At 44.4% G+C, this 11547-nt stretch carries 14 protein-coding genes and 2 tRNA genes; 6 read left to right on the top strand and 10 right to left on the bottom strand.

Annotated features, from left to right (window positions below):
- Nucleotides 1-1032: a tRNA (adenosine(37)-N6)-threonylcarbamoyltransferase complex transferase subunit TsaD gene (tsaD, locus tag LKO26_RS07335; protein ID WP_227587280.1), complete on the top strand. Its 1032-nt coding sequence runs from the start codon at nt 1-3 to the stop codon at nt 1030-1032.
- Nucleotides 1033-1057: 25 nt separating this feature from the next.
- Nucleotides 1058-1753: an RsmE family RNA methyltransferase gene (locus tag LKO26_RS07330; protein ID WP_227587202.1), complete on the top strand. Its 696-nt coding sequence runs from the start codon at nt 1058-1060 to the stop codon at nt 1751-1753.
- Here LKO26_RS07330 and LKO26_RS07325 read toward each other — a convergent pair whose 3' ends face one another.
- Nucleotides 1754-2416 (bottom strand): TrmH family RNA methyltransferase, encoded by a 663-nt coding sequence (locus LKO26_RS07325; RefSeq protein ID WP_227587201.1) that lies wholly within the window; start codon nt 2414-2416, stop codon nt 1754-1756. It lies immediately after the preceding gene.
- 53 nt (nt 2417-2469) lie between these two features.
- A complete protein-coding gene (locus LKO26_RS07320; protein ID WP_227587200.1) occupies nt 2470-3264 on the bottom strand; it encodes a glucose 1-dehydrogenase in 795 nt (264 codons plus the stop codon).
- Between the two features lie 295 nt (nt 3265-3559).
- Between LKO26_RS07320 and LKO26_RS07315 the strand changes: the two genes are divergently transcribed.
- From LKO26_RS07315 to LKO26_RS07300, 4 genes are all read left to right on the top strand, one after another.
- Complete coding sequence (locus LKO26_RS07315) at nt 3560-3883, top strand: hypothetical protein (RefSeq protein WP_227587199.1); 324 nt, start codon at nt 3560-3562, stop codon at nt 3881-3883.
- Nucleotides 3867-4370 carry a CinA family protein gene (locus tag LKO26_RS07310; RefSeq protein WP_227587198.1) on the top strand — a complete coding sequence of 168 codons (504 nt, stop codon included), beginning with the start codon at nt 3867-3869 and terminating at the stop codon, nt 4368-4370. The genes LKO26_RS07315 and LKO26_RS07310 overlap by 17 nt, the downstream gene beginning before the upstream one ends.
- A 7-nt stretch (nt 4371-4377) precedes the next feature.
- Nucleotides 4378-5133 carry an SDR family oxidoreductase gene (locus tag LKO26_RS07305; RefSeq protein ID WP_227587197.1) on the top strand — a complete coding sequence of 252 codons (756 nt, stop codon included), beginning with the start codon at nt 4378-4380 and terminating at the stop codon, nt 5131-5133.
- A gap of 70 nt (nt 5134-5203) precedes the next feature.
- Nucleotides 5204-5482: a DUF6766 family protein gene (locus LKO26_RS07300; RefSeq protein ID WP_227587196.1), complete on the top strand. Its 279-nt coding sequence runs from the start codon at nt 5204-5206 to the stop codon at nt 5480-5482.
- A 393-nt stretch (nt 5483-5875) separates the two neighbouring features.
- Here LKO26_RS07300 and LKO26_RS07295 read toward each other — a convergent pair.
- From LKO26_RS07295 to LKO26_RS07260, 8 genes are all read right to left on the bottom strand, one after another.
- Nucleotides 5876-5949 (bottom strand) — tRNA-Asp (locus tag LKO26_RS07295).
- A 32-nt stretch (nt 5950-5981) separates the two neighbouring features.
- Nucleotides 5982-6055, bottom strand: a tRNA-Asp gene (locus LKO26_RS07290).
- 127 nt (nt 6056-6182) lie between these two features.
- Nucleotides 6183-6500, bottom strand: coding sequence for a thioredoxin (trxA, locus tag LKO26_RS07285; protein ID WP_227587195.1), 318 nt, complete (start codon nt 6498-6500; stop codon nt 6183-6185).
- 86 nt (nt 6501-6586) lie between these two features.
- Nucleotides 6587-7750, bottom strand: a complete 1164-nt coding sequence (locus LKO26_RS07280) for a cysteine desulfurase family protein (RefSeq protein WP_227587194.1) — start codon at nt 7748-7750, stop codon at nt 6587-6589.
- 27 nt (nt 7751-7777) lie between these two features.
- Nucleotides 7778-8365 carry an HAD family hydrolase gene (locus LKO26_RS07275; protein ID WP_227587193.1) on the bottom strand — a complete coding sequence of 196 codons (588 nt, stop codon included), beginning with the start codon at nt 8363-8365 and terminating at the stop codon, nt 7778-7780.
- Nucleotides 8366-8437: 72 nt separating this feature from the next.
- The gene (locus LKO26_RS07270; RefSeq protein WP_227587192.1) at nt 8438-9163 is read right to left on the bottom strand and encodes an SDR family NAD(P)-dependent oxidoreductase; all 726 of its coding nucleotides are present in this window, start codon (nt 9161-9163) and stop codon (nt 8438-8440) included.
- 54 nt (nt 9164-9217) lie between these two features.
- Nucleotides 9218-10537: an FAD-binding oxidoreductase gene (locus tag LKO26_RS07265; RefSeq protein WP_227587191.1), complete on the bottom strand. Its 1320-nt coding sequence runs from the start codon at nt 10535-10537 to the stop codon at nt 9218-9220.
- A gap of 1 nt (nt 10538) precedes the next feature.
- Nucleotides 10539-11435 (bottom strand): decaprenyl-phosphate phosphoribosyltransferase, encoded by an 897-nt coding sequence (locus LKO26_RS07260; RefSeq protein WP_227587190.1) that lies wholly within the window; start codon nt 11433-11435, stop codon nt 10539-10541.
- Nucleotides 11436-11547 lie beyond the last annotated feature (112 nt).

Raw genomic sequence — 11547 nt, 5'->3', positions numbered from 1 at the left:
ATGAGCGACAAAATAATTTTAGCGATAGAATCGTCCTGCGATGACACTTCAGCTGCAGTAATCTGCGGGAACAAAATCCTGTCGAATATTGCAGCCAGCCAGGCGATACATAACGACTACGGCGGTGTGGTCCCCGAGCTGGCCTCACGCGCCCACCAGCAAAATCTGATTCCTGTGGTAGAAAAATCTGTCAGCCAAGCAAAGATACAACAAAAAGACATTTCTGCTATCGGTTTTACGCGGGGTCCCGGACTTTTAGGTTCACTGTTGGTAGGAACATCTTTCGCCAAGTCTTTATCCATGAGCCTGAACGTTCCATTAATTGAGGTAAACCACCTGCAGGCACATATTTTAGCGCATTTTATTGCAGATGCAAATCCTGTGCCGCCCAAATTCCCCTTTCTGTGTCTTACGGTCTCCGGCGGACACACCATGATTGTGCTGGTCCGGGATTATTTCGACATGGAAATCATCGGCAAAACCATAGATGATGCTGCGGGCGAAGCCTTTGATAAAATCGGTAAAATTTTTAATCTGGATTATCCGGCCGGACCCATCGTGGACAAACTCGCAGCCAAGGGTAATCCCGATGCTTTCTCCTTTAACAAACCGAAAATGGCGGGGTACGATTACTCCTTCAGCGGCATCAAAACTTCGGTATTATATTTCATCCAGAAAGAACTGCGCAAGAATCCCGACTTCATCAAAGAAAATCTGGAAGACTTGTGTGCATCAGTACAAAAATCCATTGTGGAAATCCTGATGGACAAACTGGAAAAATCTGCCACAGAACTGCAGATTGATGAAATCGCTATTGCCGGCGGCGTTTCTGCCAATTCGGAGTTGCGTTCTGCCATGAAAAAAAATGAAAAACAACGCAACTGGAAGATTTACATTCCCAAATTTGAATATACTACAGACAATGCCGCCATGATTGCCATGGTGGCGCAACTGAAGTATGAGCGCGGTGAATTTTCCGATCTTTCCGTTTCGGCTACAGCACGTTATGATCTGGAAGAAAGTTTTAAATAACCCGTCATTTTCAAGCAAACCATTCATGAAATTATTCTACGGAACCATCAGCAAGGGAACAGCAGAAATCCATCCGGAAGAACAACAGCATATTGTGAAAGTGCTGCGCATGCGTGAAGGAGAAGAAATATATGTGACCGACGGCAGCGGCAACCTCGTAAAAGGCCACCTTGTTTTTGAGGGCAAAAAAGTACATCTGGAGGTCACCGAAATCCCTGAAGTGGCAGCGCCATTTTCACCGAAACTTCACATAGCCATTGCGCCGACAAAAAATATAGACCGTACAGAGTTTCTTCTGGAGAAAGCTACCGAAATGGCTGTTTCCGAAATCACTTTTCTGCTGACCGAAAAAACAGAACGGCGGAACCTGAATATTGAGAAACTGAGAAAGCAGAGTATAGCCGCATCCAAACAAAGTCTGCGAACACACTTCCCTACCATCAATGAACTGACCCGGCTTTCAGACTTTGTACCATCCATCAATCCGGAGCATACCTTTGTAGCGCATTGTCATGAAAATCTGGCAAGAAAAGAACTCTCCACACTCTCAGATCTGGAAGAGATCACGTTTCTGATTGGTCCTGAGGGTGATTTTTCTGAAAAGGAAATTGCCATGCTGGCGGAGCGGGGCGTACGTGCAGTTTCATTAGGGCATCAGCGTCTGCGTACCGAAACTGCAGGAATCTTTGTCGCCGCATGGAATTACGAAAAAATGAAATAATTACTCTTGTGCATTTTGCAGGTAATGGCTTAAAATCCGTTCTCCGGCCGGAATCGAATTTGCCGCCCACCGTACCATCATTTCCCATCGTTGCGCCTCCGGCAGTTTATAGTCCAGTCCGGAACTGATGAGTTTTTGTTTGAGGTCATACATGCAAATGGCTGCAGCTACAGATACGTTAAAACTTTTGGTAAATCCATACATGGGGATTGCAATGGTTTCATCGGCAAAATTCAGAATATCTTCTGTTACCCCTTCCTTTTCCGTACCGAATACCAGAGCCACGGGTTTCGTAATTTGATAATCGGGCAGTAAAGTGGCATTATTTTCCGGAGAAACCGCCAGAATCTGATAACCCTCGTTGCGGATTTCCTGCAAAGTTTCCAGGGTATGCGGTTTTTTAACCACCTCTACCCATGTTTCTGCACCCTTTGTAACGCGCAGATTAGGATTGAAAACATTCACGCTTTCCATGGCCACGATCCGGTGAAAACCACACGCTTCCACAGAGCGCACTATAGCAGCTGCATTCCGGAACTGAAAAATATCTTCCATCACCGGGAGCACAAATGCGGAACTTTCCTGCGCATAATGTTCAATTTTAGCCAGTCTTTCTTCCGTAAGAAACTGTTTCAGATACTGAAATGCATGTTCATAATTCATTGGCCAAAAATACGGATTTTGACCAAGGAACTCAAACTGGGAAAACCATTCAGCTATCCGTTGACCACCTCGCCGCCGTTTACATGTAGCACCTGACCGCTTACGAAAGAAGAATCCTTACTGGCCAGATATAGAAAGGCAGGTGCCAGTTCATTGGGCATTCCGGCCCGTTTCATGGGCGAATCACTGCCAAATTCTGAGTTCTTTTTCGGGTCAAAGGAAGAAGCAATAAGGGGAGTCCACACCGGACCCGGAGCCACAGCATTCACCCGGATACCTTTGTCCACCAGGTTGGCCGCCATACTGCGGGTAAAAGATATAATAGCACCTTTGGTCGCGGAATAGTCAATCAGTTTCGGGCTGCCACGGTATGCTGTAACCGAAGAAGTATTGATGATGCTGGCTCCTTTTTTCAAATGGGGCATGGCATATTTCGTGATCCAGAAATACGAGAAAAAATCACTGTGAAAAGTGCGCATCAATTGCTCCGTGGAAATATCTTCTATGGAATCTGCTTCCCAGTGCAAACCGGCATTATTCACAATAACATCAATCTTACCATAGGTATCCAATGTTTTGGAAATCACCTTTTTACAATGATTTTCCTTACCGAGATCGCCCTTGATCAGCGTGCATTTTCGGGAAAATGCTTCCACTTCTTTTTTGGTAGCTTTAGCATCACTGGTTTCACTGAGGTAAGCAATGACCACATCTGCACCTTCTTTTGCAAACAGAACAGCGACTGCCTTGCCAATGCCGCTGTCTCCGCCCGTAATGACCGCCACTTTTCCTTTCAGTTTTCCTTCTGCAGGATACTCAATGGGGTTTGTTTCAGGAACCGGTTTCATTTTTTGCCCGCTTCCGGGCCGGTTCTGGGACTGTTTTGATCTGATTTTTTTTGGAGTTTGCTTTTTCATAATGTAACATTTTCTCAAAAATATGCAAATATCATACTCTTGCGAACGCTTAAATTTAACATTTCAAAAAAATGACAAAATATGAATATCATCTGTTTTAAAAAATGAAAACCAGCCATAATCCATTTTGATTATGATTTTTTTCAAATATCAAGCTTTGTACTACAAATAAACCAAAAAAAACTGGCAGTTAATTTGCTGCTGCATTTTACAAACTCCCCCGATTATGATTATTGAGAATTCTTACTTAGCAGAATATGGTGCCGAGCGCATTTTCTACGAAACCGGAGATTATATTTTCCGCGAACATCAGAATCCGAAATATTACATACAAATCCTGAGCGGCATTGTGAAAATGAATAATTATGATGAGGAAGGTGCAGAAGGAGACCATCCCGCCTTTAATCCCTTTGCCAAAACAGCTTATTATAAAGTATTAAAGGAAGAAACAGACCTGCATACCCTGCTCGGAAAAATTTCCTCCATGCGCAGTGATGAGCCGGATACCTTTGGCATTCTAAACAATAAAAACTATGGAATTCCAAAATAATTTACTGTGCCACATCAGCAAAGTGATGCAAGCAGAAGGGCTAACGATAGCTGTTGCCGAAAGTGTAACCTCGGGCGGCCTGCAGTTGGCTTTTTCACAAATGCCTGATGCTTCCCGCATATTCAAAGGAGGCATTACGGCATATACCCTGCCGGAAAAAGTACGCCTGCTAAAAGTGGATGAAGCCGAAGCCGGTCTCCACGATTGCGTATCGCCGCATATTGCAGAAACCATGGCACAAAACGCGTGCAAACTGTTTAATTCTGACTGGGCAGTAGCGACCACCGGATACTGCACTCCTACAGAAGAATCTGGGCAACATTTGTTTGTTTATTTTTCATTCTGTTTTCAGGGAGAGATTGTACTGACTAAAAAACTGGAGCTATCACCCGAAACAGAAGGAGCCGACGCGCAGTTGTATTACACGAAATTCATTTTGGGCTGTTTTCTGACCGAAATGAATAAACTTGAGTTTTTAACCTCATAGTTCCATCATGGCTGACACCAAAAAACTACCTCACAAATCTGTGATAATTACCGGTGGTGACAGCGGCATCGGTAAAGCTGTAGCGGTGCTCTTTGCAAAACATGGTGCTGATATTGCCATCCTCTACTACGACCAGGAAGACAGCGCAGGCGAAACACGCAACGAAATTGAAGCGTTGGGTGTGAGATGCAAACTATTTTATGGTGACGTAAATGACGCAGACTTCTGTGAGTCTGCAGTCATGGACATCGTGGCAGATTTCGGGAAAATTGACATCCTCATCAACAATGCAGGCACGCAGTTTCGGGTAAGCGATATTGAACAAATGGAAGAACTGAACATCAGAAAAACATTCAATTCCAACATTATCGGCCTGATTCTGCTTACCAAAACCGTATTTCCTTATTTGCAGCAAGGCAGCAGCATTATCAACACCACCTCCTCTACCGCATATGAAGGTCACCCGGAACTCCTGGACTATGCTGCCACCAAGGGCGCAGTGGTATCCTTCACCCGCTCACTGGCCTTACAGGCCAAAGAAAAAGGAATCCGCGTAAACGCCGTTGCACCCGGCCCGGTAGCCACACCCCTCACGGAAAAAACCTTTGGCGACCAACCGGATGATCCGGACAAGCCTCCGCTGGAGCGGAATGCCACACCAGAAGAAGTGGCTCCGACATTTCTTTTTTTGGCCAGTGATGATGCTGCACAGTTTACCGGGCAAGTTCTGCATCCCAATGGCGGCATTATTCTGAATGGTTGACGGTGAATACTCTCCGGCACATAAACTTCCGGCATTTCCACCAGGCGTACCGGATTAAAATATAAACGTCATGGCTCAACACAATCTTTTCTATCGTAATGGTCTTTCCATAGCCTTGTTTCTCCTGATGATTTTCAGCATGGCTGGGCAATTCTACACCGGCTGGAAGACCGAAAACAAGGAACTGGCAGACGAAGGTGCCGCATTGCTTTCTGCTGTGGAGTATCTGCAGAGTGGCCATTTCATTCAGGCACTTTTCGAAAACCGGGAAAGTGAATTTCTACAGATGATGCTGTTCATCCTGCTCACGGTGCCATTCAGAAAACACGACACCGGGTCATCGCGTTGACCCTCCTGATCTGCTGTGCACTTCTTGCAGCTGCAGAAAGTTATTACAGCATTGCCGGACATATTTCGTTCGTTTACCTTGCGGATGCCTCGGTACAATTACTTTTTGGCGCCTATTGGCTCTACTATCTTACTTTTATGAAATTTCCCGGTCCTGAAGCGGAAAAGGAACTTTGACAATATGTTTTTTTATAGAGGCAGAAACCAGTTCTGATTACCGGAACCACGACCGGATGTTGCACTTAGGATATGAATTATGTGATTCAACCAAACAAAATAAGTTATGGAGTTCCTCCAGGAATCGAACCAGGGACACACGGATTTTTATTACTGATGGAATTTTATCACTGAAGACAAAAAACAAAAAATCTCCCGGTTTCCTGAGAGATTTTTGCGATCCGGACGGGACTCGAACCCGCGACCTCCGCCGTGACAGGGCGGCATTCTAACCAGCTGAACTACCGGATCAATTTCTTTTGAAAGTAATTGTAAACTTTTTGCGATCCGGACGGGACTCGAACCCGCGACCTCCGCCGTGACAGGGCGGCATTCTAACCAGCTGAACTACCGGATCTCAAATCAAGAAGAAATCTTCTTTTTTCGTGACTGCAAAAATACAACTATTATGCTATCCTGCAAACATTTTGATAAAAAAAATGCTTCCCGATTTAGAAAGCATTCATTTTCAATACCATTAATTTTTATAAATGGGCAGATAATTTCTCGGCAATGGTCTCTTTCGGAGCTACCCCCACAATTTTATCCACCACTTCGCCGTTTTTGAAAATCAGCACCGTAGGAATGCTTCTGATGCCGTACTGTGCAGAAACCTCCTGGTTGTTATCTACATCTACTTTTCCTACCACTGCTTTTCCTTCGAAATCTGCAGCGACTTCTTCAATAATGGGTCCCAGCATACGGCAGGGTCCGCACCATACGGCCCAAAAATCTACCAAAACGGGTTTATCTGAATTCAGCACGGTGTCTTTGAACGAGCTGTCTGTTATTTCTAATGCCATGTTTTTTATATTTTATGAGTTATGTTATAATATGTTTCGCAAACTTACAATTTTCCCTTCAGAACGCCAATGGATTCTGCCCTATTTTAACCATTTACATTTTCTATCAGATGCCCGGAAGCAATTTTCTTCAACACCTCGCACAGATCATCAATTTCCTCGCGTGTGGTAAGATGACTGAATGAAACCCGCAATGGCGTGGTGGCATTCAGCTCTTCATCATCCAGCAACATCAGCATGACCATAGAAGGTTTGGATGCTCCCGAAGAACAGGCGCTCCCCTGTGAAACAGCAATTCCCTGCATATCCAGCTTCATCCCGATCATAGGATCCTTAAACGGCAGCAAAACACTCAGTACTGTATAGAGACTGGCTCCGGCTTCTGCACTTCGGCCATTAAACCGCACTCCGGGTACTGATTCTGTAATCCGGGCAATGGTATAATCTTTAATTTCCTGAATATGCTTTGAATAAGCGTCCAGATTCGTCATCGCCAGTTCCATAGCCTTGCCAAGTCCCACAATCCCGGCTACATTTTCTGTGCCGGCACGCAGACTGCGCTCCTGAGGTCCGCCCGTAATCAGTGACTTGAGGCCAGAAGATTTACGGATAAACGCAAAGCCACTGCCTTTAGGTCCGTGAAATTTATGGGCACTGCAGGAGGCAAAATCCACCGGAATTTCAGAAAAATCAATATCCATGTGTGCAATGGTCTGTACGGTATCTGAATGAAACAGCGCACCATTTTCCTTGCAGATGGTAGCCACCTTTTTAATGTCCAGCAGGTTTCCGATTTCATTATTGGCATGCATCAGCGAAACCAGTGTTTTCACATCAGAACTTTTCAGCGTTTTTTCCAGTTCATCCAGGCTGATGTCTCCTGTTTTATCCGGCTTCAGATACACCACTTCCACGTTCTTGCGCGTTCTCATTTCGGTAATGGTTTCGGCCACACATTTATGCTCTATGGGCGATGTAATGATGCGCTGTACACCGAGATTCCGAACACAGGATTTAATGATCATATTATTACTCTCGGTCCCGCACGAGGTGAAGATAATCTCTGCCGGTGTCACCTTCAGATCATCTGCCACCTGTCTTCTTACATTTTCGATAAGAATCTTGGCTTCCTGTCCGTAACTGTGTGTAGACGAAGGGTTTCCGAAATTTTTCATCGCAGAAACCATTTCGGTAATCACCTCATCAGCAAGCGGCGTGGTAGCAGCATTATCCAGATAAATTTTCTTCATTTTTATATTCAAAATTGTGTTGCAAAATTAGTGAAAAAATCGGAAATGACTTTCCGATGCCCAGTTCAGCATGGCCTTATCTCCGGAGGAATCCCCGAAAGCAATTGATTTATCGTATGTTTTGCCTTTGAGAGCAGATTTAATGCGCACCAGCTTCTCCGGACCGTTACAGTTTTTTCCGATGAAATTTCCGGTAAATATGTCGTCCCGGAATTCAGCCTGTGTGGCGATAAGCCGCATGCCGAACTGGTCTGCAAAAGGTTTTGCCCAGATGTCCATAGAAGCGGTCACCAGGTAACTTTCGGTTTTGTCAGGATCACGACTCTTCAGAAAATCCAGCGCATTGCGACGCATGATAACCGGTGAGAACTGATCAAAAAAGGCTCTGGACACCGATTCTATTTTGTGCTTTTTTTCACCTTTTAATAAGGCTGACACAAAACTTTTCTTCACCTTCTCCGCATCCAGCAATCTCATTTTCAACAAAATAAACAGGGGAATATGTTTGGCAAACTGCAGATAAAACCGGGAAGGGTTATAAAATTTCAAAAAAAGAAACATGGTATCCTTGTGGGTGAGCGTTCCGTCAAAATCAAATAAATACAGTTTTTTCATAATACAAATGCATTCCGGCTTTACATTTTAAACAATAATTTTCTTCCGGAAGCAAGCCTTTTTTAAGTACGCTTACAGTTTCAGTTTTTTAAAGATAAATTCCGGAATATTTCTGATGATCATCATAATAACGCCCCAAACCGGTAAAACGTATGCCACGTTCCTTTGTTTTTTATACGCTTTGAAAATAGCTGTGGCAGCCTGCTGTGGCGTGGCGGTCAGTTTAGGATTCAGCGGGAGTCCTTCGGTCATTTTGGTGGCCATAAAGCCTGGTTTCACCGTCATCACATGAACTTTCTTATCATACAGATAATTGCGGAGACCACTCAGATAGGCGGTAAGTCCGGCTTTGGCACTGCCGTAGATGAAATTGCTTTGTCTGCCGCGGTCTCCTGCTACGGAAGAAAGCACAATCATGGTTCCGGATCGTTGTCTTTCCATTTTGGATGCAAAATAATTGAGCAGCGGAATCAATTTGGCATAATTGATATCAATAATGCGAGCGGTATTTTGATGATTATACAAACCTTCTGCGGTGCCTGCGCCCAGATATCCGGCAGCACAAAACAGGAGTCCCGGCTGTATTTTGTCCAGTTTGCTGTAATCTGCCTCCTGCAGCAGATCAAGCTCAATAACTTCGCAGGGCTGAAAGTATTTCACATCCAGGTGACGGGCAAATTTTTCTGCGGTTTCACGGTCCGAGGTGAACAGATATACTACCGGAAATCGGGTTCCGGATTCCAGGACGGCTTCTACAAATGCCCGGGCTACTTCTGAATTGCTTCCTAATACAATCATGCTGAGAGTGAGGTTATGGGTTTAAAATCAGTTAAATATTGCGCTTTGTTTCATTTAATGGTGGTTGTTCAAGATACGCTTGTGCTGCAAGGATACGAACTTGGGATTGTGTACATTCTTCAGATAACCGGTGAGCGAAGATTTGCTCATGCTGTCTTTGGTAAGATAGATGCGGCCACCATACTGTTCTACAATCCCGTCCAGTTGGGCCACCAGCTTTTTCAGCCCCGAATTCACTTTAAAATCCAGTGCCAGGGTATAGCCTTCTACCGGGAAAGAATTGTAGGCTTCCAGATTATTTTTCCCGAAAAGTTTCAGAACCGCCAGAAAGGAACCATTGCCACTGGCAGCTATGGTCTCCAGGATTTTCTTCATACCGGCCTTTCCATGTTCCCGGGGAATCACCATCTGATACTGAATGAATCCATTTTTGCCATAAATTTTATTCCAGTTATTCACCATATCCAGCGGATAAAAAAATGTTTCGTAGTCCACAATGCTGTTCACCTGTTTCCGGCTCTGTCTGTGATAGTACAGGGCATTGAACAGGCGCACGGTAAAGCGATTCAGCACAAATCCCGGGAAATAAAACGGGACAGACGGGTTCATTTTTTTTGGAATATGCAGCGGTTTTTTAGAGTATTTAGACGGCAGCTCACCCTTCAGGGCGTGTTCACCTCTCATCAGAATACTTTTGCCCAGTTTACCACCGTTCTGCAAACAGTCTATCCATGCTACATTATAGGTCCAATTTACGCTTTCATCAAACAAATTAAAGATTTCATCTAAATTTTCTGCCTTGATGCTTTCCTGCCGGATGTATGCTGTTTCAATATTTTTCAGTTGAAACTTGGCCGAAAGTATAATCCCTGTAAGACCCATGCCGCCAATGGTAGCCCAGAATTTATCTTGATTTTCCCCGCGGGAGCAGGTGAGCACATCTCCGTGTTCATTCATGAGCGAAAATTCCTGCACATACTCTGAAAAACACCCTTCGGAGTGGTGATTTTTCCCATGCACATCAGAGGCTATGGCCCCGCCCACCGTGACAAATTTGGTGCCGGGTGTGACATTCAGGAAATATCCCTGTGGAACAATGACGGAAAGAACATCTGCAAGCAGTACACCCGCTTCGCATTCCAAAATTCCGTTTATGCGGTCAAATGAAATAAATTTATTGAGTCTCAAAGTAGAGAAAACATGTTCACCCAGTGATGCATCGCCATAACAACGACCGTTTCCTCTGGCAATTACTTCATTATTAGTCCTGATGAATTCCCTGATTTTATCCAAAGACTCCTCAGTTTTCATCTCTTTCTCAACCATCGGAAAATTTCCCCAGTTTGCTATTTTTCGTACAAAATTCGGCTTCATATTAACTCAGAAATTTTTGGTCATAAATCAGGAGGAGGAAGGTGATGATCCAGATGATTACAGTACCCTGAATCCAGCGGTCACGGTATATAATTTTAGTAGGAGATTCGGTTTTATTATAGACCAAAGTCTGCTGCAGATAGCGCAAAAATGCAAAAACCACGAAAATAAAAGTATAGAAAACACGTCCGCCGAACCGGTTTTGCACCTCGGGCTGCACGGTAAACATCAGATAGGCAATGATGGCGAGGGTAATGGAAATAGAAAGCGTAATATCTGCAAACTGCACATTATACCCATCCAGCGCTTTTCTGGTGCGTCCGGAAATCTGGGCATTGATCAGCTCTCCCCGTCTTTTGCCCACAGCCAGTACCAGTGCCAGGAGGAACGTAAGCAGAATAGCCCACTGCGAGATGGGAATATCGGCCATAAAACCACCGGCGAGCACCCGGAGCACAAATCCTGTGGCGATGATGCACACATCTACGATGGCCACATGCTTCAGCCGGAACGTATAGGCCAGATTCATCACGATGTAAATGCCTATTACGATAGCAAAGCGCTTCACAGGCAAACCATAAACCTCTGACAGCACATATATAATTCCGGCAATGAGTACCGCCATCAGCCCCAAAAGAAACTTTGCGGTGTTCTTGGAAACGGCACCGCTGGCCAGAGGTCTGTTCTTTTTCTCAGGATGTTTACGATCTGACGCTATATCTGAATAGTCATTGATGACATAAATAAAACTGGCTGCCAGTGAGAATACGGTAAACGCGATCACACTCAGAAAAAAAAGATCAGGATTGGCAATATTTCCGGAGAAGAACAGCGGCAGGAATACGAAAAGGTTTTTCACCCACTGCTCTACCCGTAAGAGTTTCAGATATTTCGTCATTTGTTTTTAAAATCAGCACAAAAATAGTGATTTTAAAATAATGCGTGTGTAATTGCCGTTTATTGCTTTTGCACTATTACGTTTCCTTCATTCTGTTTATCCGTGATGACCA

Source organism: Chryseobacterium sp. MFBS3-17, assembly GCF_020687745.1.
Lineage (GTDB): Bacteria > Bacteroidota > Bacteroidia > Flavobacteriales > Weeksellaceae > Marnyiella.
The sequence above is the reverse complement of the archived record's forward strand: the minus strand, read 5'-3'. Positions and strand labels throughout refer to the sequence as shown.

What these genes read in the sequence shown, in the direction of transcription:
- tsaD (WP_227587280.1), top strand. Translation starts at nt 1, where the DNA reads ATGAGCGACAAAATAATTTTAGCGATAGAATCGTCCTGCGATGACACT.
- LKO26_RS07330 (WP_227587202.1), top strand. Translation starts at nt 1,058, where the DNA reads ATGAAATTATTCTACGGAACCATCAGCAAGGGAACAGCAGAAATCCAT.
- LKO26_RS07325 (WP_227587201.1), bottom strand. Translation starts at nt 2,416, where the DNA reads ATGAATTATGAACATGCATTTCAGTATCTGAAACAGTTTCTTACGGAA.
- LKO26_RS07320 (WP_227587200.1), bottom strand. Translation starts at nt 3,264, where the DNA reads ATGAAACCGGTTCCTGAAACAAACCCCATTGAGTATCCTGCAGAAGGA.
- LKO26_RS07315 (WP_227587199.1), top strand. Translation starts at nt 3,560, where the DNA reads ATGATTATTGAGAATTCTTACTTAGCAGAATATGGTGCCGAGCGCATT.
- LKO26_RS07310 (WP_227587198.1), top strand. Translation starts at nt 3,867, where the DNA reads ATGGAATTCCAAAATAATTTACTGTGCCACATCAGCAAAGTGATGCAA.
- LKO26_RS07305 (WP_227587197.1), top strand. Translation starts at nt 4,378, where the DNA reads ATGGCTGACACCAAAAAACTACCTCACAAATCTGTGATAATTACCGGT.
- LKO26_RS07300 (WP_227587196.1), top strand. Translation starts at nt 5,204, where the DNA reads ATGGCTCAACACAATCTTTTCTATCGTAATGGTCTTTCCATAGCCTTG.
- trxA (WP_227587195.1), bottom strand. Translation starts at nt 6,500, where the DNA reads ATGGCATTAGAAATAACAGACAGCTCGTTCAAAGACACCGTGCTGAAT.
- LKO26_RS07280 (WP_227587194.1), bottom strand. Translation starts at nt 7,750, where the DNA reads ATGAAGAAAATTTATCTGGATAATGCTGCTACCACGCCGCTTGCTGAT.
- LKO26_RS07275 (WP_227587193.1), bottom strand. Translation starts at nt 8,365, where the DNA reads ATGAAAAAACTGTATTTATTTGATTTTGACGGAACGCTCACCCACAAG.
- LKO26_RS07270 (WP_227587192.1), bottom strand. Translation starts at nt 9,163, where the DNA reads ATGATTGTATTAGGAAGCAATTCAGAAGTAGCCCGGGCATTTGTAGAA.
- LKO26_RS07265 (WP_227587191.1), bottom strand. Translation starts at nt 10,537, where the DNA reads ATGAAGCCGAATTTTGTACGAAAAATAGCAAACTGGGGAAATTTTCCG.
- LKO26_RS07260 (WP_227587190.1), bottom strand. Translation starts at nt 11,435, where the DNA reads ATGACGAAATATCTGAAACTCTTACGGGTAGAGCAGTGGGTGAAAAAC.